The sequence below is a fragment of the Dyadobacter sp. UC 10 genome (assembly GCF_008369915.1).
In the GTDB taxonomy this organism is placed as follows: domain Bacteria; phylum Bacteroidota; class Bacteroidia; order Cytophagales; family Spirosomataceae; genus Dyadobacter.
In genome coordinates this window covers 209,494-233,541 of record NZ_VSRN01000001.1, presented here as the reverse complement: position 1 = coordinate 233,541, position 24,048 = coordinate 209,494, and the positions used below count along the sequence as shown (strand labels likewise).

At 49.0% G+C, this 24,048-nt stretch carries 16 protein-coding genes; 13 read left to right on the top strand and 3 right to left on the bottom strand.

The annotated features are described in order from the left end of the window. Nucleotides 1-33: 33 nt before the first annotated feature. Nucleotides 34-1,467 carry an aminotransferase-like domain-containing protein gene (locus FXO21_RS00820; RefSeq protein WP_149638317.1) on the bottom strand — a complete coding sequence of 478 codons (1,434 nt, stop codon included), beginning with the start codon at nt 1,465-1,467 and terminating at the stop codon, nt 34-36. A gap of 94 nt (nt 1,468-1,561) precedes the next feature. On the opposite strand from FXO21_RS00820, the gene FXO21_RS00815 reads away from it, so the two are divergent. Continuing rightward, the gene (locus tag FXO21_RS00815; RefSeq protein WP_149638316.1) at nt 1,562-2,536 is read left to right on the top strand and encodes a ketopantoate reductase family protein; all 975 of its coding nucleotides are present in this window, start codon (nt 1,562-1,564) and stop codon (nt 2,534-2,536) included. Continuing rightward, nucleotides 2,533-3,276, top strand: coding sequence for an SDR family oxidoreductase (locus FXO21_RS00810; protein ID WP_149638315.1), 744 nt, complete (start codon nt 2,533-2,535; stop codon nt 3,274-3,276). Before FXO21_RS00815 ends, FXO21_RS00810 begins: the two co-directional genes overlap by 4 nt. Before the next feature lie 13 nt (nt 3,277-3,289). Here FXO21_RS00810 and FXO21_RS00805 read toward each other — a convergent pair whose 3' ends face one another. Then, on the bottom strand, nt 3,290-4,858 hold the full coding sequence (locus FXO21_RS00805; RefSeq protein ID WP_149638314.1) for a sodium:solute symporter: 1,569 nt from the start codon (nt 4,856-4,858) through the stop codon (nt 3,290-3,292). Between the two features lie 267 nt (nt 4,859-5,125). Between FXO21_RS00805 and FXO21_RS00800 the strand changes: the two genes are divergently transcribed. The 9 genes from FXO21_RS00800 (at nt 5,126) to FXO21_RS00760 (ending at nt 18,011) form a co-directional block, all read left to right on the top strand. Next, a complete protein-coding gene (locus FXO21_RS00800; protein ID WP_149638313.1) occupies nt 5,126-6,157 on the top strand; it encodes a LacI family DNA-binding transcriptional regulator in 1,032 nt (343 codons plus the stop codon). Between the two features lie 233 nt (nt 6,158-6,390). Continuing rightward, nucleotides 6,391-7,560 carry an iron-containing alcohol dehydrogenase gene (locus FXO21_RS00795; RefSeq protein WP_149638312.1) on the top strand — a complete coding sequence of 390 codons (1,170 nt, stop codon included), beginning with the start codon at nt 6,391-6,393 and terminating at the stop codon, nt 7,558-7,560. After that, complete coding sequence (locus FXO21_RS00790) at nt 7,544-8,467, top strand: dihydrodipicolinate synthase family protein (RefSeq protein WP_192579136.1); 924 nt, start codon at nt 7,544-7,546, stop codon at nt 8,465-8,467. The genes FXO21_RS00795 and FXO21_RS00790 overlap by 17 nt, the downstream gene beginning before the upstream one ends. Then, a complete protein-coding gene (pdxA, locus tag FXO21_RS00785) occupies nt 8,467-9,510 on the top strand; it encodes a 4-hydroxythreonine-4-phosphate dehydrogenase PdxA (protein ID WP_225865509.1) in 1,044 nt (347 codons plus the stop codon). The genes FXO21_RS00790 and pdxA overlap by 1 nt, the downstream gene beginning before the upstream one ends. Nucleotides 9,511-9,515: 5 nt before the next feature. Next, nucleotides 9,516-10,691 carry a four-carbon acid sugar kinase family protein gene (locus FXO21_RS00780; RefSeq protein WP_149638310.1) on the top strand — a complete coding sequence of 392 codons (1,176 nt, stop codon included), beginning with the start codon at nt 9,516-9,518 and terminating at the stop codon, nt 10,689-10,691. 34 nt (nt 10,692-10,725) lie between these two features. Then, nucleotides 10,726-12,045, top strand: a complete 1,320-nt coding sequence (locus FXO21_RS00775; protein WP_149638309.1) for a Gfo/Idh/MocA family protein — start codon at nt 10,726-10,728, stop codon at nt 12,043-12,045. A 40-nt stretch (nt 12,046-12,085) separates the two neighbouring features. Continuing rightward, nucleotides 12,086-13,090 carry a DUF6807 family protein gene (locus tag FXO21_RS00770; RefSeq protein WP_192579135.1) on the top strand — a complete coding sequence of 335 codons (1,005 nt, stop codon included), beginning with the start codon at nt 12,086-12,088 and terminating at the stop codon, nt 13,088-13,090. Nucleotides 13,091-13,303: 213 nt separating this feature from the next. After that, the gene (locus tag FXO21_RS00765; RefSeq protein ID WP_149638307.1) at nt 13,304-16,372 is read left to right on the top strand and encodes a SusC/RagA family TonB-linked outer membrane protein; all 3,069 of its coding nucleotides are present in this window, start codon (nt 13,304-13,306) and stop codon (nt 16,370-16,372) included. 10 nt (nt 16,373-16,382) lie between these two features. Then, a complete protein-coding gene (locus tag FXO21_RS00760) occupies nt 16,383-18,011 on the top strand; it encodes a RagB/SusD family nutrient uptake outer membrane protein (protein ID WP_192579134.1) in 1,629 nt (542 codons plus the stop codon). Nucleotides 18,012-18,098: 87 nt separating this feature from the next. On the opposite strand, the gene FXO21_RS00755 is transcribed toward FXO21_RS00760, so the two are convergent. Continuing rightward, nucleotides 18,099-18,986 carry an AraC family transcriptional regulator gene (locus FXO21_RS00755; RefSeq protein ID WP_149638305.1) on the bottom strand — a complete coding sequence of 296 codons (888 nt, stop codon included), beginning with the start codon at nt 18,984-18,986 and terminating at the stop codon, nt 18,099-18,101. Nucleotides 18,987-19,298: 312 nt separating this feature from the next. Between FXO21_RS00755 and FXO21_RS00750 the strand changes: the two genes are divergently transcribed. Both FXO21_RS00750 and FXO21_RS00745 read left to right on the top strand, forming a co-directional pair. Next, the gene (locus tag FXO21_RS00750) at nt 19,299-22,469 is read left to right on the top strand and encodes a SusC/RagA family TonB-linked outer membrane protein (protein ID WP_225865508.1); all 3,171 of its coding nucleotides are present in this window, start codon (nt 19,299-19,301) and stop codon (nt 22,467-22,469) included. A gap of 43 nt (nt 22,470-22,512) precedes the next feature. Next, nucleotides 22,513-24,042: a RagB/SusD family nutrient uptake outer membrane protein gene (locus FXO21_RS00745; protein WP_149638304.1), complete on the top strand. Its 1,530-nt coding sequence runs from the start codon at nt 22,513-22,515 to the stop codon at nt 24,040-24,042. The last annotated feature ends 6 nt before the right edge of the window (nt 24,043-24,048 follow it).

Here is a 24,048-nt window from a genome sequence, read left to right as displayed (position 1 = left end):
GCCCCGGATTGGCCGGCATCTTCCTGGCTCTCATTATTGTTTCGCAAGTTCTCCAAGTGCTTTCAACTGTGCCTCAGTCTGTTCATTCCACAGCAAGCCGTAGTTCAGGCGCATACAGCTTTGATACTGATTCTGCAGGGTGAAAATCTTCCCCGGGGCGAAGCTGATGTTGCGAGTGAGTGCTTTTTCGTAGAGGTCGACCGTATCGATATGTGCCGGCAGCTCAACCCACAAAACCGAGCCGCCTTGTGGCCTGCTGGCTTTGGTACCTTCGGGGAAATAGTCTGCGATGGCACCTGAGTACCTGAGCATATTACCGTGCAGGGTGTGGCGGAGTTTCCTTAAGTGGCTTTCATAGCGCCCGCTTTCCAGAAATCCGGCGATCGTCTCCTGCGTGATCGAAGTGCCCGAAATGCTGTGATACAGCTTCATTTTCAATATAGTTTCTTTGAATTTGCCCGGCGCCACCCAGCCCACACGGTAGCCGGGAGCAAGTGTTTTGGACACCGAACCGCACCAGAGTACTATCCCGCTCCGGTCGTAGGTTTTGCAAGATTTTGGGCGGTGCTGCTCAAAGTATACATCGCCGCTAATGTCATTTTCAACCAGTGGTATATTGTACTTTTCAGCCAGCTGCACGGCGGCTCTTTTGTTTTCGTCAGGCATGCAGCTTCCCAGCGGGTTGTTGAAATTGCTGATCAGCAGGCTGGCTTTTACCTTTTCATTTTTCAGCGCACCTTCAAAGGCATTCAGGTCTACGCCCGAGCCGGGGTCTGTGGGCAATTCCAATACTTTCAAACCCAGTGCTTCGGCCAGTTGGAGCATTCCAAACGAAACCGGACTTTCCATCGCGACGGTGTCGCCTTTCTCAGTAACGGACATCAAACAATAGGAGAGTGCGTTCAGGCAGCCGCTGGTCGTAATGATGTCGTGGTGGCTCAAGCTGCATTCCATCGCAAATGCCCGGCGGGCTATTTGCCTTCGCAGTCTTTCGTTTCCTTCGGCCTTATCGTAGGCCACTCCGCTGCCTTGCAGCTCGCGGGTTGCGAGGAGTAAACCTTTGTTGAGTTTGGCAATCGGTAAAAGCTCGTTGGCCGGCGTGGCGAGCGCAAGCGGTAAGTGCCCGCCTTCGCCGAGGTTGTCGTACACTTTGCTCACCAGCCGATCGCTCATACCGAAGCTCGCGATGGTGGACGGACTGCTGATGCCAGGTAACTGGGGAGTTTTGGTGCCTGCGAATCTGACATAATAGCCCGATTGAGGCCGGGTCTCGATGAGCATCTTACTTTCCAAATGGTAGTAGGCGCTGAGGGCAGTGTTCTGGCTCACGCCGTAGTCACTGCAAATGGTACGCAGCGACGGGAGTTTGTCGCCGGTGCGCCATGTATTGTCCAATATGTGCTGTTCGATAATGCCCGCAATCCGGAGGTAGACAAATTTGCTTTTGCCGGTATCTTCTTTTTTCATATTATAAAACTGCTATCATTAAAAATAGTAAAACTGCATCTGCTATTGTAATTTTCTTTTATCCAAATTTGCCCCCGGCAGTTTAAAGAACAGCATGCATTTAAATTCAGACCATATCTACATCATCGGGTGCGGCGCGATCGGGAAGGCGCTGGCCGTTTTTCTGAGACTTTCGGGACGAAAAGTGACGCTCATCAGGGGTAGTGTGAACGACGGCAGCCGGAAAGTTGAACAGATCCGCGTGCAAATGTCCGACGGAACTTTGCACGAAGCTGAGGTCGTGGTTTCCACCCTTAATGCGTTTCCGATGCTCAATGGTCTGATTGTCCTGGCCAACAAATCGTTCGCAAATGAGCAGCTGGCCGTTGCATTGAAGAACAAAACGGGCAGTTCGCCTATTTTGTTGCTGCAAAACGGGCTGGGTGTGGAGCAGCCTTTTTTAACACACGGTTTTCCGGAAGTATACCGCTGCGTATTATTTGTAACGAGCCAGATCATCGACGAAACCACGGTTCGTTTCAAACCTGTGGCGTCCTGCCCGGTTGGTATCGAGCGTGGAAATACTGATTGTTTGCAGCATATCGTCAGGCAATTGACGACGCCGCATTTTGAATTCCACAGTAAGGCGCATATCCAGGACATTGTCTGGAAAAAGGCGATTATCAATTGTGTTTTCAACTCGGTTTGTCCGCTGCTGGAAACAGACAACGGTGTTTTTCAAAGAAACGAAGTGGCGCTCGATATTGCCCGGCGTGTGATCGGGGAATGCATTGCTATTGCTAGTGCAAGCGGTATCCTGCTTACAGTACATGAAGTTGAAGAAAACCTGTTGCAGATCAGCCGCTCGTCCGACGGGCAACTTATTTCCACTTTGCAGGATATTCGTGCGGGCCGGAGAACAGAAATTGAAACGCTCAATTTCGAGATGATGAACATAGCCGCAAAGATGGATCTAAGTCAGGCAGTGCAGGAAACCAAGATGCTCGGAGAGCTGGTAAAGCTGAAAGCGGAGCTAAATTTGAAGACAAATCCCGAAACACTTAAACCTGAACAAATAGCAATAAAATGAAGACAATGCTCATTACAGGCGCAAGCCGGGGAATAGGCGCAGCGACTGCTTATCTGGCCGCTGAAAACGGTTTTGCCGTCGTTGTTAATTACCATCAGAACCAGGCTGCTGCTGAAAAAGTGGTTTCGGACATTATACAAACAGGCGGGAAGGCCGTCGCTATCCAGGCTGATATTTCAAAAGAAGAAGATATTCTCCGGCTTTTCACCGAAACCGACCGGCTTTTCGGGAACCTGCATGCATTGGTCAACAATGCAGGTATATTGGAACGCCAGATGCGGCTGGAAGATATGGACGCGGCCCGACTTAACCGGATTTTTGCGGCCAATATCACCGGGCAGTTTCTTTGTTCGCGCGAGGCGATCAAAAGAATGTCTGTGAAAAATGGCGGGGAAGGCGGCACGATCGTCAATGTGTCTTCAATCGCTGCCAGGACCGGGGCGCCAAACGAATATATTGATTACGCCGCCTCGAAAGGCGCAATCGACGCGTTTACCATCGGACTTTCAAAAGAGGTGGCCGAAGAAGGTATCCGCGTAAACGCCGTGCGGCCTGCATTCATTTATACCGACATCCACGCAGCTGGCGGCGAGCCGGGGCGGGTCGACAGGATCAAGGATAGTATCCCACTGAAACGCGGCGGACTCGCATCAGAAGTAGCCGAGGCAATCCTCTGGCTTTCAACAGAGAAATCATCCTTCTCCACCGGAATTTTTATCGACGTTACCGGCGGCAGGTAGAAAATGATTCATGCTAAGCGATTGTCTCCCGTTCTTTTTGTTCGCTGATCTCCCGCCAGCCACTGTATAGCAGTCTTTTGTCTAAGACCGGTTTGGGGAAAAATAAACTGGCTACATATCCGACCCCGATCACAATAAGGTGGCTGTAAACACCAAGCATCAGTTTATGGTGCGTGAAATTCAGCGCACCCATATCCAGAAGCAGGCGTTTGTTTTCTCCGATACCTATGGGGGTGGAGGTCAGAAAAGCGTAGGCTGTGAATAGGATACAAGTGACAATTGCGATATTAATTCCTTGATTGTTAGCTCTTGCGCTGAATAATCCCAGCAGAAATATGCCCACAATTCCACCCGAGAAAATTGCATATAGCGTAAACACAATGCCCAAAACACCCTCATCGCCTGCATTGAGGTACAACATCGCAATGCCCACGGAAATCAGGCCGGACATCACCACAATCATTTTTGATGCATACAGATATTGCTTATCCGTTTTTCCCGGACTGAATTTTTTGTAGTAATCCTCCACGCCCACCGCAGCCAGCGAGTTCAAATCGGCACTCAGACTGCACACTGCTGCCGAAATCATAGCCGAAAGGATCAGGCCTACAACGCCAGTCGGCAGCTGTGTCATGATGAAATAGGGGAACACTGCATCCGCACGAAGATCGGCTGGAATAGGGTTTTGTTTATAAAACACAAAAAGCGCGGTACCGATAAACATGAAGAGCGTCCAGACCGGAACTGTCAGCAAAATCCCCAAAAGCGATGCATTAATGGCCGATTTATCAGTTTTCGCGGTGAGGTAGCGCTGCACAACGGTTTGGTCGGTAGCATATTTCTGCACGGCGTAAAAAGCCCCGTTGATCGCCATCACCACAAATGTGAGCTTGGTCAGGTTCCATTCATAGGGGCCAAAACCAGTCCGGCCATTTTCAGAAGCAACGCGCCAAACCTCCGCCGGGCCGCCTTCTACCGAGAATAAAAGTACGCTGATGCAAATGATCCCGCTCGCGAAAAGCATGAAACCCTGAAAAACATCCAGCCAGATCACCGCCTCGATACCGCCCAGTAAATTGATGATGATAATCAGCGAGCCAACCACCAGAATAATAACAACGGTATCAATATTGGTCATTTTTTGCAGGGAAATAGCCAGCAGGAAAAACACGGTCCCCATTCCCGAAAACTGCCTCAAAACGAATGCAATGGAACTGTAATAGCGGGCCAGTGGCCCAAACCTGCGCTCAAAATATTCGTAGGTACTGAGGTTGATCACTTTTCGAAAAAGCGGCACGATGAACCAAATGACGATCAACAGGACGATTGGCACCATTAATCCCTGAACGAGCAGGATCCAGTTGGAAGAATAGCCCGTGCCGGGGTAGGCGAGGAATGTTACGCTGCTGATCAATGTAGCGAGCAGCGAAATACCCAGAGCCCACGACGGGATCTTACCTTTTGCCAAAAAATAATTCTGCGTAGTTTTCTGGGTTCTGGCGAAATAAAGGCCGAAACCGAGACTCCCGATCAGAAAGACCAGAATGATACAGTAGTCCAGTACATGTAAAGGCGAGTTCATAAAAACTAAGAAATGTTAAGGGTTAGGTGAGATCAGAAAGCCGGGTAATTGGTGTGACTGAAACTTCGAAGCAGGATTTTGCGCTGTAAAAATGTAAACGTTTACATGATTAACAAAATATTTTACATAAAAATGTAGGAAAAATGCCAGTAAGAGGCGTTGAAAATGAATCTGAATAGTATAAAAGCTATAAATAGTTAGATTATATTTTTTTATTTAAATAATTCCGTTTAATATTGTTGCAATCGTTTACATTGAATTGTTACCATGGCCAGTCAAAAGGGAGTTAGTCTGAAGGAAGTCGCTGATAAGGCCGGCGTTTCTACGGCAACGGTTTCCAGGGTAATCAATTCCAAAACGGTAGTAAAAGGGGAGACGGAGCTGCGCGTTCAGAAAGTGATCAAGCAGCTGGGTTACAGGCCAAACCGGGTGGCACAGCGGCTTCGCACAACACGGGGAGCCAGTAAGCTGATCGGATTATTGATTCCGGATATCCAGAACCCGTTCTATGTAGATATCATCCGCGGCATTGAACAATATGCTTATGCGAAGAATTTCGCGATCGTGATCGGAAACTTCTCGCAAAACGAGGAAAGACAGAAATTTTATATTGAAATATTGAAGTCCGAATCCGTCGACGCATTCATTGTAGCGCCGTTTCCGGGCATGAATGAATATGTGAAGGAGCTGGTGGAAGAAGGTTATGCGGTGGTTTGTATTGACCGGGGACTGGCCAATGTAGATTTGGACGTGGTAAAGGTCGATAACTACCAGGGGGCGTTTGACGCGGTAGAGCATTTGATCAAAACAGGACACACGCGCATTGCGCATATCTCAGGTAATGCATTGATTCCTACTACCATAGAAAGAATTTCTGGTTATGAAGCCGCGTTAAATAAATATGGAATCGCGATTGACCGGGACATTATTTTAGGCCGCAATTCGGACCACCAAAGCGGCGTGGAGCTCACAGCTCAGCTGCTGGATATGCCCAACCCGCCGAGCGCAATTTTTACGTCCAATAACCTGTTGACGCTCGGGGCGTTGGAAACGATCCACACCAGAGGATTGAAGATCCCGGAGGAGGTTGCGATTGTTGGTTTTGATGATATGTACTGGGCGATGTCGCTAAACCCGCCACTTACCGCCGTGCGGCAGTCGGGTTTTGAAATCGGCAGGATTACAATAGAACTGCTTCATCAGCGCATCGCCGATCCGGGAAGGCCATTTGTAAGTATTGTATTAAAAACCGAGCTGATTGTAAGGAATTCGTGCGGTTATAAGTTGAAAACAGGTTAAAGTGAAAATGTAGCAAGTGTAGCTGCTATTTTTTTGAAACAAAATGTAAACGATTACATTCGCAAGCAGTATGCCCTAAGCTATATGCATTAGGCTTCGAGGTGGAGTGGGTTAATGGCTGTTAGCTATTAGCTATTAGAAATGAGCAAAAGGTTATTCGAAAAAACATAAAAGGCTAACGGCTAAAAGCTAAAAGCTAACAGCCAAAGCTAACAGCCAAAAGCATCAAACAAATGAACAAAATTCAAATTTTCAATCCGGGTAAGGTTGTCTTTGGGGCTGATAGCCTGGATCAGTTTGTGGCGGATTACCTGAAACTTTCCCACAGGAGATTGTATATGGTGACCATCTCGCCAATGGTGGAGAAGCTGGGGGATACTTTGTCACAATTCACGGCAGCCGGCGTCGCTACGTGCATCAATACTACGATTGTGGATGAACCCACTTTTGATGATTTTGAAAGGCTTATTAACGAAGCAGCAGCATTTGAGGCGGATAGCGTGGTGGGAATAGGAGGGGGAAGTGTGATGGATATCGCCAAGCTCATTGCGGCGCAGCTGCATAGTGAACAAACAGTGGATGAGGTTCTTAGCGATGGCTTCCGGAAAAAGCGCAGTACGTATGTAGCTTGTCTGCCTACTACCGCGGGAACGGGAAGCGAGGTTTCTCCCAATGCGATTTTTGTAAATTCGAAGGGAAGTAAGATCGGTGTGATAAGCCCCGAACTGGTGCCCGACGCAGCCTATATCGACCCTGCTTTGACCATGACCGTGCCGCCGTCGGTTACCGCGGCGACCGGGATTGATGCATTGGCGCATTGTCTGGAAGCTTATACCAACAAATTTGCGCACCCGGTGATTGATCTCTTTGCATTGGAGGGTGTGAAACTGATCGGCAGTTCTTTACTGAAAGCATATCAGAATGGTGCGGATGCGGAAGCGCGTACCAACGTGGCGCTCGGCAGTATGTATGGCGGCATGTGCCTCGGGCCGGTGAACACAGCTGCGGTCCACGCGCTGGCTTACCCGCTCAGTACAGAATACCACATTCCGCATGGACTGTCGGTTGCATTGTTGCTTCCTTATGTGATGGAATTTAATCTTACCGCTTCCCCCGAACGTTATGCCGCGGTTGCAGTCGCTTTGGGTAGCACCGCCACAGGCTCGCAGGAGGAAATAGCCCATTCTGGTGTGCAAATCATCAAGGAGCTGATCAAAAACTGCGGCTTGCCGGCCAGTCTGGCGGACGTGGACATTCCCTTGGAGGCGGTAGCAAAACTGGCAGCCGGTGCGATGCCGATCCAGCGGTTACTGAAAAACAACCCGCGCGAGATCACGCTCGCCGATGCAGAAAAAATATACACCAGCGCTTTTAATTTGCAGGAATATGAAGAAAAAATTTAGCGGGGTAGTGGTACCGATGATCACGCCGGTGCACGCAGACCTGACCATTGACGTGCCTGCCGCAGAAAAACTGGTGCATTACCTTACCAGCAATGGTGCGGCCCCATTCATATTGGGCACAACGGGTGAATCCGCGTCGATCGGCAGGGCTGAAAAAAAGAAACTGGTGGAAGCAACTGTGAAAGCGGCGGCTGGAAGAAGCATTGTTTATGCAGGTATTTCAGGCAATGCGGTCACCGATTCCATTGAAGATGCACATCATTACCAGGATTTGGGCGCGGATGTTTTTGTAGCTACCATGACAAGCTATTACCCGGCCGATGCCGACCAGATGCTGCGTTACTTCACGCTGCTGGCGGATAAAGTGCCTGCGCCGCTGATTATTTACAACATTCCGGCCACAACACATTTGTCTATTCCGCTGGATGTGGTCGAGCAGCTTAGTACGCATCCCAATATTGTTGGTTTTAAAGATTCGGAAAGAAGTGTGGAGCGGCTGGAAAGGTCCGTTTCGCTTTGGAAAGACCGGTCGGATTTCGCTTTTCTGACGGGCTGGGCGGCGCAGTCGCTTCGTGCGTTGCAGCTGGGTGCCGATGGTATCATTCCGAGTACCGGAAATCTTGCCCCGAAATTGTATGATACACTCAGCAGATCGGTGGCTGAGGGAAATGGGCAGGTCGCTGAAAATGCGCAGCTTAAAGCCGATAGGATTTCAGAGATCTATCAGAAAGACCGTACATTAAGCTATTCTCTGCCCGCACTAAAAGCAATGATGTCGGCTTACGGATTATGCCAAGCCTGCATGTTGCCTCCGATGTTTCAGCTGGCAGCCGATGAGGAAAAATCTATCAAAAACTTCACATTATCGCAATTCGGCGATCTGGAAGCAATAAACACTATCAAGTGATGAACGAACAGAGACCAATTTTAGGCATTACAATGGGCGACCCGGCGAGTATCGGGCCGGAGGTTGCAGCGAAAGCTTTTGCCAATCATGAAATATATAATACCTGCCGGCCGCTGGTAGTAGGCGACGCGCGTGTGATCGAAGATGCAGTCCGTTTTTGCGGGCTGGACCTGAAAGTCAATGCAGTGAAAGCCATGAGCCAGGCGGAGTTTTTACCCGGACAAATCGATGTTTACGATCTGGAAAATGTGGATCTGGCGGAGCTGAAAAAAGGCGAAATGTCTGCTATGGCTGGCAACGTGGCTTTTCAAACGGTGGTGCAAACGATTAATCTGGCCATGAAAGGTGAGATCGACGGAACCGTGACAGGCCCCATTAACAAAGAGTCCATTCACATGGCGGGACACGAATTTTCGGGGCATACCGAAATTTATGCGCATTATACCGGTACCAAAAAGTATGCTATGCTGCTGGTGGAGAATGATTTGCGTGTGATTCACGTGTCAACCCACGTTTCATTGCGCCAGGCTTGTGACCTCGTAAAAAAGGACAGGATACTGGACACGATCGAGCTGATGCACCAGGCTTGTGTACAATTGGGAATCCGCGAACCCAGGATTGCAGTTTCAGGCCTGAACCCGCATGCAGGTGACGGCGGGATTTTTGGCTGGGAGGAAAAAGAGGAGATCATTCCGGCGATTGAAGAGGCTGTCAGCCGCGGCTACAACGTAACCGGCCCCATTCCGGGCGACACCCTTTTTCCGAAAGCAATAGGCGGCCGGTACGACGGCTGCGTGGTGATGTACCACGATCAGGGCCACATTCCATTCAAAATGGTCGGGTTTACGTGGGACGATCAGGCGCAGAAAATGAACAGTGTGAAAGGCGTCAACATTACCCTGGGACTACCTATTATCCGCACCTCGGTAGACCATGGAACTGCCATGGAAATTGCCGGAAAGGGCATTGCGAGTGCCGATGCGATGCTGCTCGCCATTGAGTATGCCGTTAAACTATTTGAGAACAAGGTTCAATCTTATTAGCATTTATGATAGCTGTCATAGCAGATGACTTTACCGGTGCGGCCGAGATCGGAGGCGTAGGAATACGCAACGGTTTCAGGGTTGTGATTGACACTAAGGTAGATAGCAGTGTGGAAACGGACATTCTGATCATTGCTACCGATACCCGGTCGCAGGCCCCCGCACAGGCGGCAGATCTGATCAAAAAAACAACACAGGACCTGCTGGCGCTGAAACCTGAATTCATCTATAAAAAAATGGACTCGATCCTGCGTGGTAATGTAGGCGAAGAGCTTTTGGCGCAGCTGCATGTTTCCGGCAAAGAAAGGGCATTGCTGATCCCGGCAAATCCGGTTTTAAAGCGGACGATCAAAGACGGGACTTATTATTACGACGGAATGCCGCTGAATGAATTCAGTTTTACAAACGGAACGGTTAAAAAAAGGGTTTCTTCGAAAGTGATTGATTTGATTGGCGGAGAAACAGGTACGGATATCTGTGTGATTTCAACCCATGACGAGCTGGCGGAAAAAGGGCTGATGATCGGGAACACTTCCACTTTGGAGGACCTGGAAGCATGGGTTAAAAAAGTGGACGAGAAGACCATCCCCTCGGGTGGATCAGGGTTTTTTGATGCGATTCTGAGAGGCCGGAAGGATGCAGGAAAAGAAGAATTCAACCCGGTGCATCTGGGGGAAAAAATCCTGTATGTATGCGGCAGTGCTTTTATAGACAGCCGGTTGCTGGTAAAGGCTTCGAAGGAATCGGGGCAGGAGGTTATTTATATGCCTGAAAAGCTATTTTGTTCAGATGACCAGGATGAAAGGCTTATTTCGGCATGGACAGCGGATGTGATCGATAGCCTCGAAAAGAAAAATAAAGTAATACTGGCAATAGATAACCTGGAATGCGGGGAGGTGGAAAATCTTCCGGCTAAAATCAGGAAGGCGATTGCAGACGTGGTTGAAAATGTGCTGAGCCGTTCAAAAGTGGATGAATTGATCATCGAAGGCGGTTCTACTTCCTTTTCGATCATTCAGAGACTGAATTACACACGCTTTTTCCCGACCCACGAATTCGGTCCCGGTTCTATCAGAATGCGGATCGAAGAGCAGAAAGACATTTTCCTTACGTTGAAACCGGGGAGCTACGTCTGGCCGGAGTCGATATGGGAATATCCGGTGCATCATCAGATGAAATGAATACGCAATAACAATTCATGCTAAATCCTGTAAAATGAAAAACAACGCAGACAACACAATGCTTCCGGAGGTAACCCGACGTGACTTTATCAAATCCGCGGGAATCGGCGTGATTGCAGCGCCGTATATAGCTAAGAGTGCGTGGGCGCAGACGCCGCCCAGCGACCAGATCCGGCACGCGATTATCGGAACGGGGAGTATGGGCCGGAACCATATCAAAGGTTTTGTCAATACCAAAGGCTGCGACCTCGTGGCCCTCTGTGACGTGGATCCGCAGCAGCTTGTAAAAGCGACGAAAGATTTGCCTAATGCGGATAAAATCAAAAAATACGCCGATTTCAGGGAATTGCTGAAAGACAAATCGATTGATTCTGTGTCTATCGCTTCGCCGGACCACTGGCATACACCCATTGCATTGTGGGCGCTGATGGCGGGAAAGCATGTTTACGTTGAAAAACCCTGCAGTCATAATATCAGGGAAACCAATTTGCTGGTGAAAGCCGCGAAGCATTTCAATAAATGCGTGCAGCACGGAACGCAGCGCCGCAGTAACGGTGCGCACATGGAGGGCATGAAGCAATTAAAGAACGGTATCATCGGTAAAGTACATACCATCAAAGCTATCGATCACCAGCACCGCGAGGCGATTGGCCGCGCGCAGGCGGAACCCGCTCCCGAAGGCGTAAATTACGATCTCTGGCTGGGTGCAGCGCCGAAAGTACCTTTTACTAAAAACCGCTGGCATTACAACTGGCGCTGGTTCTGGGAATATGGAAACGGCGACGCAGCCAACGACGGCGTTCACCAGATCGACGTGGCGGTTTGGGCATTGGGTGACAGGTATCCGAAGCGCGTTGTGTCATCAGGAGGCCAGTATTATTACAATGACGACCACCAGACACCGGATACGCAAACCACGATTTTCGAATACGACGATACGCAGATCATCTGGGAAATGCGCCTCTGGACACCCTATAACCTGGAAGGCCACGACAATGGCAATGTGGCTTACGGAACAGATGGCAAGATGGAATTCGGCCGCGCCGGGGTTGTGGTGACCAAAGGAAAAGAGCAGATCAAAATTGAGTCTCCCAATGAGGTGGAGGCGATTATGCCGAATTTCCTGACTGCGGTGAGAGAAAACAATCCGTTGAAACTGCATTCACCCATTGAAAAAGGAGCTATTGCAACCAATATGGCACTTCTGGCCAACATTGCAACCCGTATCGGCGCTTCTTCGCTCGAATATGACCCGATTAAGGTGAACATCAAATCTCCCGGCTACGATGCCAAGGCCAATGCATTGCTCGGCAGGGAATACCGGAAAGGCTATGAACTTCCCTGGAAAGGTTAAACTAAACGCTTGCTATCACTCAACCCTTAACGCCTTCAATATGAATGAAAATCTGACTTTAAAGACCCGATTCAAGCAATTTACAAGTGTTTTAAGTGTAATTATCTGCACGATATTGCTAGTCGGCGCCGATGTAATTGCACAAAAACCGAAGAAAACTTCCGGCCAGCCTGTGGTTGCCTTTGAGCAAAAACCCGGAGAACTGACGATTACCATTGGCGGAAAGCCCTTCGCCAGCTACGTGTACGAAGACCCGAAGATCAGCCGGCCGTATTTTGCCCATGTAAAATCCTCCTGCGGGATTCAGGTCACACGCAATTACCCGCCGCAGGAAGGCGATCCGAAGGACCACGCCACGTTTCATCCCGGAATATGGCTCAGTTTTGGCGACATCAACGGCAATGATTACTGGCGTTTGAAATCCAAAGTGGAGCATGAAATGTTTGTGGAACAACCCAAAGGCGGTGCCGGATCGGGCACATTCACAGTCAGGAATTACTATATGACCGCGGATGGAAAAGACCGGCTTTTGGCAGAGCTGGTAAAATACACGATTCTGATCAGGCCTTCTGGTACTTTGCTGCTCACCAACAGTACTTTTTCCTCAGAGACAACGGACCTGGCTTTCGGGGATCAGGAGGAAATGGGCCTTGGCGTGCGTGTGAATACGAAGTTTACCGTGCAATACGGAAAGGGGCATCTGACCAATGCGGAAGGTCTCAAAGAAGGGGCCGGAACCTGGGGGAAAGCTTCCAAATGGGTGGATTACAGTGGTATTGTTGATGATAAAAACGTAGGTGTTACCGTTATGCCGGATCCCGGGAACTTCCGCCCGAGCTGGTTCCATACCCGTGACTATGGTTTGATGGCCGCCAATGCTTTTGGCAGGGAAGCCATGAAACAGGGAGAAAAAAGCTCCATTGCTGTAAAAAAAGGCGAGAAATTTGAACTCGGTTATGGTGTTTTGATCTATTGCAAATCAAAAGGTGAAAAAACCGACATCGAGGGCGCATATCAGGACTATCTGCAAGTTCTGAAAGACTAAGGTTTTCTACTAACAAGCTTCTTTACCAGACATTCTGTTTTGCCTTGCGTACACTTTTCATCCAGCCGGACGAAAAGTGTACGCGGGGATTCTTACTGCCAAAATTCAGGATCCAATAAGCATATGATGAAGGTTTTTCATCATAGACAGGATTCCTGCTGCCTGCTTTTATTTGCATTATATCGTGAAAAACTATTTTAAAACTAATTTACTATGCAAAAGTATTACGATGATTTGATTGCATCAGCCAGGAAAGGCGGCATTTATTTGCTGACGGCCCTGCTGCTGCAGGTCGCTCTTGTGAACCTTGCCTACGCTCAGACCAGGACGGTCAACGGAAGGGTTACCTCTCTCGACGGTGGCTTACCGGGCGTGAATGTGCTTGAAAAAGGAACAAACAATGCTGCTATTACCAACAGCAGCGGGCAATATTCTATCAAGGTTGCTGAGGATGCGGTCCTTGTGTTCAGCTACGTAGGCTTTTTGAGCGAGAGCATCAGCGTGGTTGGTAAATCCACACTGGACGTCGAGCTGAAAGACGATGTGAAGGCACTCGGTGAAGTTGTGGTGGTAGGTTATGGCGCACAGGAAAAGAAAACGGTGACCGGTTCCATTGTGACGGTTCAGGGAAAGACACTGGAGCAAACTCCGGCGGTAAGCCTTTCCAACTCTTTTGCAGGCCGTCTTCCTGGTTTACAGGCGCTTAACCGTTCGGGTGAGCCTGGAAGCGATGTGGCTCAGCTGCTGATCAGGGGGAAAAGTACATTGGGGACCAGTGCTGCATCCACCGCCCCGCTGATCGTCATCGATGGTGTTCCCGGCCGTGAAGGTTTTGACCAGATAGACCCGCGGGACGTGGAAAGTATTTCCATTTTGAAAGATGCCTCGGCTTCTATTTATGGCGCCCGTGCCGCCAACGGAGTTATCATCATCACTACGAAACGGGGCGCATCGGGTAAGCCATCGATCAGTTACAGCTTCAACCAGGGCTTTACCACGCCTACACGCATTCCCGATTACGCAGATTCGGAGACATTGGCGAGGTTCCAGAATGACCAGTTGCAGGCACAGGGACAGGCGCCAAGATATACAGCAGACCAGATCCAGAAATTTCGCGATGGTTCGGACCCGCTGAACTATCCCAATACAGACTGGGCCAAAGCCACTTTGAAAAATGTGAGCACGCAAAGCCGCCACAGTCTTTCGGTACGCGGCGGAACGGATGCTGTTAAGTATTTTGTATCAGGAAATTATGCCAATCAGGAAGGGATTTTTAAGAATGGTATTAATAATTACAATGTGATTGGTGGACGCTCCAACATTGACGCCACGATCACTAAAAACCTGAAAATCGGGCTTGATCTTTCGTTTCAGGAACAAAACCGCACCTTTCCCGGAATTGTTGCCGCGGACATTGTCAAGTCTATGTGGCGTAATTATCCTTATCTGGTTGACTTTTATCCAAACGGCTTGCCGGGTGACGGGGTGGAAAGGGGGGATAACCCCATTGTAATGGCTTCTGACAAAGCGGGGTACCGGAAAAGCAAAACGGACATTTACCAGACCAGACTTTCTTTTGACCTGAACATTCCGCAGGTAGACGGACTTGGCGTGGACGGTTTTGTTGCTTTTGACAAAAACAGCGAGCAGATCAAGGAATTCAACAAACCTTATTCTGTGTACAGCTACAATGCCACTACCAATGTGTATACGGCCAATGCAGCACGTTTTTACGCCCAGCCACAGCTTACCGAGCGTTTGAACTACAAGTCCAGCCTGATTGGTCACTTGAAACTGAAATATGTTAAAGCCTTCAACAATCACAAGTTCAACTCTTTTGTGGCCATGGAATTCGCTGATAACCGCAGCAATTACTTTTCTGCACAGCGGAGAAACTACATTTCAACGGCAATTGACCAGCTTTATGCAGGCGGCGAGGCTAATCAGGTAACAGATGGAAGCGCCAATGATTTTACGCGGAAAAACTTTTTCGGCAGGATCAATTATGATTTTAAAGGAAAATATCTGGTGGACCTGAATGTGCGTTACGACGGCTCTTCCGCTTTTCCGAAAGACAAGCGGTGGGGCCTTTTTCCGGGGATTTCCGTCGGCTGGGTGGCTTCGAATGAAAGTTTCCTGAAAAACGACTTCATGAATTTCCTGAAGTTCCGCTTCTCCTGGGGTAAAATGGGTAACGACGCCATCGATCCATTCCAGTATTTGTCTACGTACAGTTTCACCAACGGGTATTTTCTCGGCGACGGAAAAGTGCTGAACAAAGGTTTGAACCAGAACGTGGCGCCTAACCCGAACATTACCTGGGAAGTGGCCAAAACGACCAACGCAGGTTTGAATGCCGAATTTTGGGACGGCTTGTTAGGTATTACGCTGGACGTTTTTAAAACCCGGCGAAGCAATATCCTGACTGCTCGCGACGCTTCCATTCCGGTTTACACTGGACTAAAACTGCCGCTGGAAAATATAGGTGTTGTGGAAAATAAGGGCTTCGAAATTGAATTATCTCACCGCAAAGCGATTGGAAATTTCAATTACAGCATTCGTCCCAACATGTCCTTCGCCCGTAACAGGATCATCGATATCGACGAACCCGAGAATGTCCCGGAATGGCAGCGACGAACAGGTCATAACATCAACAGCGGACTTTACCTGATCCCATTAGGCATTTACAGAACCCAGGAAGCGATAGATAACTCCCCGCACATTCCGAATACGATGATCAATGACCTGCAATACAAGGATGTGAACGGTGACGGAAAAATTGACAACCTGGACAGGATCAGGCTCGATAAATCCAGCACGCCGGAGATTATTTTCGGAACTCAGATCGCTGTCGGTTACAAAAATTTTGACCTCGGGATCCTGTTGCAGGGGCAGAGCAATGCGTGGCGCTATTATTGGTTCCCGCAGGGTTTATTCGGCAATGTGATGCAGGAAATGGCCGATAACCGTCCAAGCGCAGATAATCCGGACTCTAAATATCCAAACCTGACCTACGATGCGGCGCAGGTAAGCGCGCAAACGTCCGAATTCTGGCTGAAAGACGCTTCATTTCTTCGTTTGAAAAACGTTGAAATCGGTTATGTCCTGCCGTCCGGATTTTTGAAAAAGATAGGCATCAGCGGCGCACGGCTTTATGTGAACGGGTTCAATATCCTGACCCTGGACAAACTGAAATGGTTTGATCCTGAGGGAGATGCGGACAGGGGCTCGTTTTATCCCCAGAATAAAATTTTCAATGCTGGTTTTAACATTACCCTTTAAAATAACGGATATGAAAAGCATTTTTAAATTCAGACCGGTTCATTTACTGGCTGGTGCCATGTTGGTTGTGCTATCGTCCTGTAATGATTTTCTTGAAAAAGAACCTCTTAATGCAGTTTCCGAACTGGTAGTTTGGAATGACGTTCCGCTGGTGGAAGCGTTTGTAAATGAAACTTACGCAACCATGCGTACGGGCTGGCCCAACCACAGTTCGCTAAGCGTTACCTCCGACGAATCGTTTGCGCGGGAGCGGGACGGTGCGCATTTGATCCAGCGGGGACAGATCACACCATCCAATCTGGGGCATCTGAACTGGACCTGGGCCCACTATTATACGATTATCACCAAAAGCAACATATTCTTTGACAAACTGCAAGGCGCCGACCTCGATGCTTTGAAGGCGATCGACGAAAAGCGAGTCAACCGGATGATTGGAGAAATGAAGTTTTTGCGGGCATTTTCCTATTTCAGACTTTCTGCATTTTTCGGCGGCGTTCCGCTGATTGAAAATGTTTTCGGGCTGGATGATGAATTTGGGGTGGAAAAAAGTTCGTACGAAGAGATAACAGCTTATGTCGTGAAAGAGCTGGATGAGGCTGCTGCATTGCTGCCGCTTGCGCATGACGCTGCGAACAAAGGCCGTATCACCAAAGGCGCATGTCTCGCGATCAAATCCCGCGCATTGCTGTATGCGGCCAGCCCGTTGCACAACACAACCAATGACAAAGGCAAATGGCAACAGGCTGCCGACGCGGCCAGGGCGGTGATCGATCTTAAACTATATGCACTGTATCCGGAGTATGGTAAAGTTTTCACGGTACCTTTCAATAGTGAAGTCATATGGGAAAAAGTGATGAACAATGATGTGCTCCGTCAGGAAACGATAGAAAGGTACTTCTTTCCAAATGGCAGCGGCGGACATGCCGTAACCGTCCCCACCCACCAGCAAGCCGAGACCTACGAAACCAAAAACGGCCTGCTGCCCAAGGACGACCCGACTTACAAGCTTGAGAAGTTTTGGGAAAACCGTGATCCCCGTTTTTATGAAACCATACTTTACGATGGGGCTCCCTGGAAAGGACGGCAGATTGAGGTGTTTTTACCAAAAGGCATGGATTCCAATCAGGGCAATGAGGGCTGGAACGCGAGTTACACCGGTTATTATACCAAAAAATTCGTAAACGAATCCGTTAATGGTCCTGGCAGCACCAATTCATCGAGCCCGAACTGGCCTTACGCCCGTTATGCCGAAATCCTTCTGAACTATGCCGAAGCGCTTTACAATCTGGGGGATGAAGCGGGCGCGCGCGAGTACATCAACCAGGTCAGGGCGCGCCAAAACGTGAATATGCCCGCTGTAAAAGACACTGGCGCCAAACTCTTGGCACGCATTCAAAATGAGCGAAGAGTGGAACTTTACCTGGAAGAGCATCGCTTTTTTGATATCAGAAGGTGGAAATTGACGTTTCCCGCCAGCACGTCATTACTAAAAATGAATGTTGAGCTGGCAGGCGGCAAGAAAACGTATTCGTTTTCTCCTGTTATCCAGTTTGCGTTACCGGAAAATACTTACCTGCTCCCGATCCCGCAGGATGAGATCAATAAAAGTGCTGTTTTAAAGCAAAATCCGGGGTATTAAGTAAGTGCCTGACATAATAAAGCGGGAAGGTACATGCGCAGCAGGCGCTTACCTTCCCGTTTTTATATTTTCCTGGGTTCAACGCATTCAGAGTTTCTGACGGTTGCGGGTTTCCAGTGAGTCGCGAAATTCTTTGGGGGACATCTTGTTGATCCTTTTGAAACACCGGTTGAAATAGGAAATGTTACTATATCCGCATTCCAGCGCTATTTGGGTGATCGACAGCTCAGACTGGTGCAGCAGCTTGCACGCAAACCCAATTCTCACATCATTCAGAAACTCGGAGAATGTGCGATTGGTGAGGGATTTGAAATAACGACAAAACGCATGAATTTGCAGGCCGGCCACCGAAGCAGCCTTTTCCAGGCTGATATCATCCTTGAAATTTTGATGGATGAAATACATCAGCTTCGGGATCCTTCCGTGAGGCTGGATCGAATAGGTGGAGATCGGGTCAGGGGCATTGAGGTAGCTTTCTTCAGCCGGGTCGCAGAGATGCACCAGGATGCGCAGGAACGATGAAAGCAAATGAACATCTTTCTGTTCCAGCATTTCCTCCAGAATCGCGGTTACCAGCGCCCGTTTTTCTCCGTGTATTTTGAGGCCTCGCTGCGCTTCAATGAAAAAATTCTGCACCTTTTTCACATCCACAAGGCCCTGCATTTGCTCGCAAAATTGTTCTGAATCAATGTAAAGTGCCACCGAAACTGCTTCAAGCGGCTCGGGGGTTTCAGAATCCGGTTCGCTATACCAAACGTGGGGAACATTGGCGCCGACAAATGTGAGGTCATCTTTTTCGAACCTTTCAACAGAATGGCCGATAATGCGCACGCCGGAGCCGGAAACGATATGTACCAGCTGACATTCCTTGTGAAAGTGAAAGTCGGTAGAGAACGAGGAGCGCGCAATTTTTTTGACCACAAACGAACTTCGTGAGTGGGCAAGGTCAGACAGGATCGAGAAGCTTGGTTTCATGGAAAGTTGATAGATGTTGCAAATATAGTATCACAAGATATCAACCCAAAATCATTTTTTAGAACTAAATCAGTATTTATTTGTATGAAAGTGCGTGTCGTTTAAACCGGTGGCTGGCGCTGATATATTCCTGACAAAGTGAATTAAACCTGATTTCTATTCGTCCTGGCATCAGCGGTTACATCAGATCATTTTTTGATTACAATCAGGTCGTCCGGTGTGTTTGATATTATGTTGCCCATGTCAGCTGATCGGCTTTACCCTTGAATAACTACACTACTCAAACAATTTCCTTCTAACCATTTCAGATTTATGGATCAAATTTACAACTCAGGGTCCCGGATGAAATCAGGCTGGCTTCCGGCCTGGCGACTGTGCGGCCCAGGCGACGTTCACCCGGTAAACGCTGCACATTTGAATGGCCTTTCGGGCAAATTCGCCAAAGCGTTTTTTATCGTCTTACTCATTTTTTGTCAAACATCGTTCGGCCAGACGCGGCAGGTTTCCGGCACCGTATTTGATAACGACAATGCCCCGCTGCCGGGCGCCAGTGTCCAGGTAAAAGGTACCACCACCGGCACGATCACAGATGCTGAAGGGAAGTACAATTTGCAGGTGCAACCCAATTCTACACTGGTTTTCAGCTACATCGGTTATATTAAACAGGAAGTGCCGGTTGGGACACAGACTACGCTGGACGTGAACCTGAAATCCGAAGAATCCTCTCTTTCCGAAGTGGTGGTGGTCGGGTATGGAACCAGCAAGAAAGCGAATCTTTCCGGTTCGGTGACGACGGTGTCGGGTAAGGAACTGACAGAGCGGCCTGTACCCAACGTGCAGAATTTGCTGCAAGGCAGGGTTTCGGGTTTGGATGTGATCCAGTCAACGGGTGAGCCTGGCCGCGATGACGCTGCTTACCAGCTGAGAGGATTTGGCTCGTTTGGTGCTTCCAATGCGCCCCTGATCCTGGTCGACGGGATTATCGCCTCGATCAAAAACCTTTCTCCGCAGGATATTGAAAGTGTTACGGTATTGAAAGATGCCGCGTCTGCCTCCATTTACGGTGCACGTGCAGCCAATGGCGTGATCCTGATCACAACGAAAAAAGGAAAAGCGGGCTCGTCGGAAATTGAGTATACGGGCAGCTTCGGACTTAGCGAAGCCACCAGGACACCGGAGCTGATCACCAATTCGGTACAATATATGGAGATGTACAATTCGGCCCGGGCCAGAAGCGGGCAGGCGCCGATTTACACCCAGCAGCAGATCGATTTATATAAGAACAACCCGAACAGCGATCAATACCCTAACTTCAACTGGCTGGATTATGTGCTGGACAAAGGTCCGATCCAGAACCACCACCTCGGTTTCAGCGGCGGCAATGAGAAAACGCTTTATAATGTTTCCTTCAATTACCTGGACCAGGAAAGTATCACGAAAGGTTATTTGTACAAACGTTACAACGGCCTGATCGACTTCTCGACACAGGTACATAAAAAGGTGCGGGTGGGTACAAATCTCAACCTTTCGTTCCAAAATGCGAAAGCGCCCTGGCTTGTCAACGACGACCTGCTGCTGCTTGCTTACGCATCTGCGCCAACATTCGGCCCGTTCCTTCCTGACGGTAGCGGCAGGGTAACAAACAGGGATTTCGCGACCAACGGATCGGGTAACAGGAGTGTGGAAGAAGTGTATGCGACAGGCGGGCAGTATACCAAAACCTACAATGTCAATGCACAGGCTTTTGTTGAAATAGAAATTTTAAAAGGATTGAAATGGCTCAATAAGGCCGGTCTCACCTTTTACAATGACCAGCTGAAAAACAGGCAATTCGGTTCTCCTTCGTTTGCCTACCAGCCCAATGCGGAGGGGAATTATGTGCAGGTAGCGAATGGCAACCCTACATTTTTCGGATTGCAGCAGCGGGAGGACAGAAGCATTACCAGGACTTTTTTCAGCACCCTGAACTACACGAAACAATTTGGGACGAATCACAATCTGGGGCTTTTGGCCGGTTTTGAACAGCAGAACAACCTGACGGAAAGGCTTTCCGGTAACCGGTTTGATTTTCCAAATACGTCGATCATGGTGCTGGACGGCAGCGGGCCTAACAATCAATCAACGGGCGGCACGGCATCGGAATGGGCATTGCGGTCGTATTTCGGTCGTGTGAATTACGATTTCAAAGGCAAATATTTCATTGAAGGTAATATCCGCCGCGATGGTACTTCCCGCGTGAGCTCGCGCTGGGGAACGTTTGGCGGAGGTTCTGCGGCCTGGCGGATTTCGGAGGAAGGATTTATCAAAAATTCATTGTCCTGGATGGATAACCTGAAACTCAGGGCTTCTTACGGTGTATTGGGTAATCAGGAAATCAATGTGGGTGTGGCCGACAGGATCAATCTCGCAGGTAACTATCCTTATCAGGATATTCTCAGTCTGACGGCTTATCCGTTTGCCAATTCACTCGGTACCGGTGCGCAGCTGACCCGTCTGGTCACCAAAGACCTGAGATGGGAAAAAACTTCTATGCTGGATTTCGGTTTGGATATCGACATTTTCAAAGGGCTTTTCGGTGCGACGATCGACTGGTATAAGCGCAATACAACCGATATTCTTTCCACCCGTGCGGATTTGCCCAGCAGTGTTGGCTTGATTGCCCCGATCGTGAATGCGGGTGGTATGCAAAATACGGGTCTGGAAGTGGAACTGCGGCACCGGAAGAGTTTTGGGGAATTTAATTATGGTGCAAGCGTGCTGTATCACAAATTCAACAATAAGGTTACCAAACTACTTGCCCCTACTTTGGGTACCATAGAAGTGGGCCAGCCTTACAACAACTTTTTCTTATACGACTGGATCGGGGTATTCCAGAGCCAGGAGGAGATCAACAATTCACCCAAGCAGCCTTCTTCTGGTACCCTGAAACCCGGGGATCTGAAAATCAGGGATGTCGACGGCAATGGTACCGTAGGGCCAGAGGACAGGATCCGGATCAGCCGGTTTCCGAAATACAACTATTCGTTCAGTGTGAACGCCGGTTGGAAAGGCTTTAACCTGACCGCTTTCTTCCAGGGCGTTCACGGTATCAATACGCAGGTAAGCGGCTGGGGATATGAGCCTTTTCAGCAAAATTCCGCACCTCCGACCCGCTTCCTGGACGCATGGTCGCCCACCAATCCGAGCAATACAGTGCCGGCTACTTACCTGACTGGCTATGCGGGTGTGGCAGGCTACACGTCGACCTATTTTCTTCAGGACGCTTCTTATCTGCGGTTGAAAAACCTATATCTCTCTTATGCTTTCAATGAGAAGCTATTGAGCAAGATTCGGTCAAAGGGGTTAACCATCTACATTTCAGGGGATAACCTCGTTACCTGGACCAAATACGAAGGGAATGACCCGGAACGCGCAGGTTCAGGCAGGTTTGCCCAATTTCCCCAGCTGCGGATCTACACGGCCGGATTAAGTATCAAGTTCTAAAACATGTGGATCTGATTCACAGCCATTTAAACCGATATTAAAAATGAACCTCAGACATAAATTTATATTTTCCGCGATGCTGGCAGGTTTGGTGCTGGGTGGTACCAGTTCCTGCGACGACGGCTTCCTTGACAGAGAACCGCTGCACGCTATTTCCGGTGAAAGTTTCTGGAAGACGCAGGCAGATGTGGATATGGCGCTGGTAGGTGTGTACCGCAGATTGCAAAGTAACCTTTTCGGACACCGCAGGACCCACCTCGACGGATATTCCGACAACTCCTATGACCGGCATCAGCAGATAGGTTTTCAAAATCTCACCATAGGCATTACCAATCCTTCCAATGTGCCCTCGGCATTGTACAATGATCCGTATGCGGGAATTGCTGCCTGTAACTATTTTTTGGAAAATGTTGGAAGCGTAACGGCCTTGCCACCCGCAACGGCGGGCATTTACATTGCCGAGGTCCGTTTCCTTCGGGCATTGTTTTATTTCGAGCTGGTGCAGTTTTTTGGGGATGTAGTGTTGTATAAAACACCGCCAAAAACCGCTGAGGACGCTAAAATTGCAAAAAGCCCCAAAGCCGATGTGCTGGCATTTATCGTGGAAGACCTGGACGATGCCATATCAAAATTGCCCGCAACTGCCTATTCAGGTCATGCTGTGAAGGCGAGTGCACAAATGCTGAAAGCCAGGGTTAGGCTGTACCAGCAAAATTGGGCCGATGCAGTGGCGTTGACAAGCGATATCATGGGTACCAATACCTTTTCAATTTTCCAGGGTGGCTATGCCAATCTCTTTTTGCAGCCAACGCAGCAGGGTAATCCGGAGATCATTTTTTCGACCAAATACCTGGCGCCCAACAATCCGCAGGGCAATGAAGGTATGCTGGTTGAAATCGGTTGGTATGGTGGCAATCAGCCTTATCAAAATCTTGTAGATGAATACGAAACCGCCAGCGGTAAGATGATCACAGACGCATCATCGGGCTACGACCCGGCTAATCCATACGATAAAAGAGATCCCAGGTTGAAAATGACCATTCTGGTGCCGGGTGATAAATATGTGAATCCCGATGGTTCTACATTTGCAACCTCAGACCCGATCCTTACCGGGTTTGCCCAGAAGAAATACATGGACGTCTCGAAGCTGCCATGGGACCGGTCGAAGATCACTGTTACCGACATGAATATTGTACATATGCGTTACGCCGAAGTGCTGCTGGCCTATGCGGAAGCTAAAAATGAAGTGTCAGGGCCGGATGCCAGTATTTACGATGCCCTGAACAAGATCAGATCGAGGACGGGTGTAAACCTGCCGCCGGTGAGCCAGACGATGTACAATACCAAGGAAAAACTGCGCGATTTTATCCGGCATGAGCGACGCGTTGAGCTGGCCATGGAGGGACATCGTTATTTTGACCTGAAACGCTGGGGAATTATAGCGCAGAAACTGGCGACTGTGAAAAACCCGGCCGGTGTCACTTTGTCTTTCGGAGAGAAAAATAACGTGCTGCCATTCCCGCAGTCCGAGATCGACCGCAACAAGAGCTTGGTACAGAACACAGGCTATTAAAAATTA

Excerpts from the sequence above, each read along its gene's own strand:
- FXO21_RS00765 (WP_149638307.1), top strand. The coding sequence starts at position 13,304 with ATGCAAAAGTATTACGATGATTTGATTGCATCAGCCAGGAAAGGCGGC.
- FXO21_RS00770 (WP_192579135.1), top strand. The coding sequence starts at position 12,086 with ATGAATGAAAATCTGACTTTAAAGACCCGATTCAAGCAATTTACAAGT.
- FXO21_RS00780 (WP_149638310.1), top strand. The coding sequence starts at position 9,516 with ATGATAGCTGTCATAGCAGATGACTTTACCGGTGCGGCCGAGATCGGA.
- pdxA (WP_225865509.1), top strand. The coding sequence starts at position 8,467 with ATGAACGAACAGAGACCAATTTTAGGCATTACAATGGGCGACCCGGCG.
- FXO21_RS00805 (WP_149638314.1), bottom strand. The coding sequence starts at position 4,858 with ATGAACTCGCCTTTACATGTACTGGACTACTGTATCATTCTGGTCTTT.
- FXO21_RS00750 (WP_225865508.1), top strand. The coding sequence starts at position 19,299 with ATGGATCAAATTTACAACTCAGGGTCCCGGATGAAATCAGGCTGGCTT.
- FXO21_RS00820 (WP_149638317.1), bottom strand. The coding sequence starts at position 1,467 with ATGAAAAAAGAAGATACCGGCAAAAGCAAATTTGTCTACCTCCGGATT.
- FXO21_RS00755 (WP_149638305.1), bottom strand. The coding sequence starts at position 18,986 with ATGAAACCAAGCTTCTCGATCCTGTCTGACCTTGCCCACTCACGAAGT.
- FXO21_RS00775 (WP_149638309.1), top strand. The coding sequence starts at position 10,726 with ATGAAAAACAACGCAGACAACACAATGCTTCCGGAGGTAACCCGACGT.
- FXO21_RS00810 (WP_149638315.1), top strand. The coding sequence starts at position 2,533 with ATGAAGACAATGCTCATTACAGGCGCAAGCCGGGGAATAGGCGCAGCG.
- FXO21_RS00815 (WP_149638316.1), top strand. The coding sequence starts at position 1,562 with ATGCATTTAAATTCAGACCATATCTACATCATCGGGTGCGGCGCGATC.
- FXO21_RS00795 (WP_149638312.1), top strand. The coding sequence starts at position 6,391 with ATGAACAAAATTCAAATTTTCAATCCGGGTAAGGTTGTCTTTGGGGCT.
- FXO21_RS00745 (WP_149638304.1), top strand. The coding sequence starts at position 22,513 with ATGAACCTCAGACATAAATTTATATTTTCCGCGATGCTGGCAGGTTTG.
- FXO21_RS00800 (WP_149638313.1), top strand. The coding sequence starts at position 5,126 with ATGGCCAGTCAAAAGGGAGTTAGTCTGAAGGAAGTCGCTGATAAGGCC.
- FXO21_RS00790 (WP_192579136.1), top strand. The coding sequence starts at position 7,544 with ATGAAGAAAAAATTTAGCGGGGTAGTGGTACCGATGATCACGCCGGTG.
- FXO21_RS00760 (WP_192579134.1), top strand. The coding sequence starts at position 16,383 with ATGAAAAGCATTTTTAAATTCAGACCGGTTCATTTACTGGCTGGTGCC.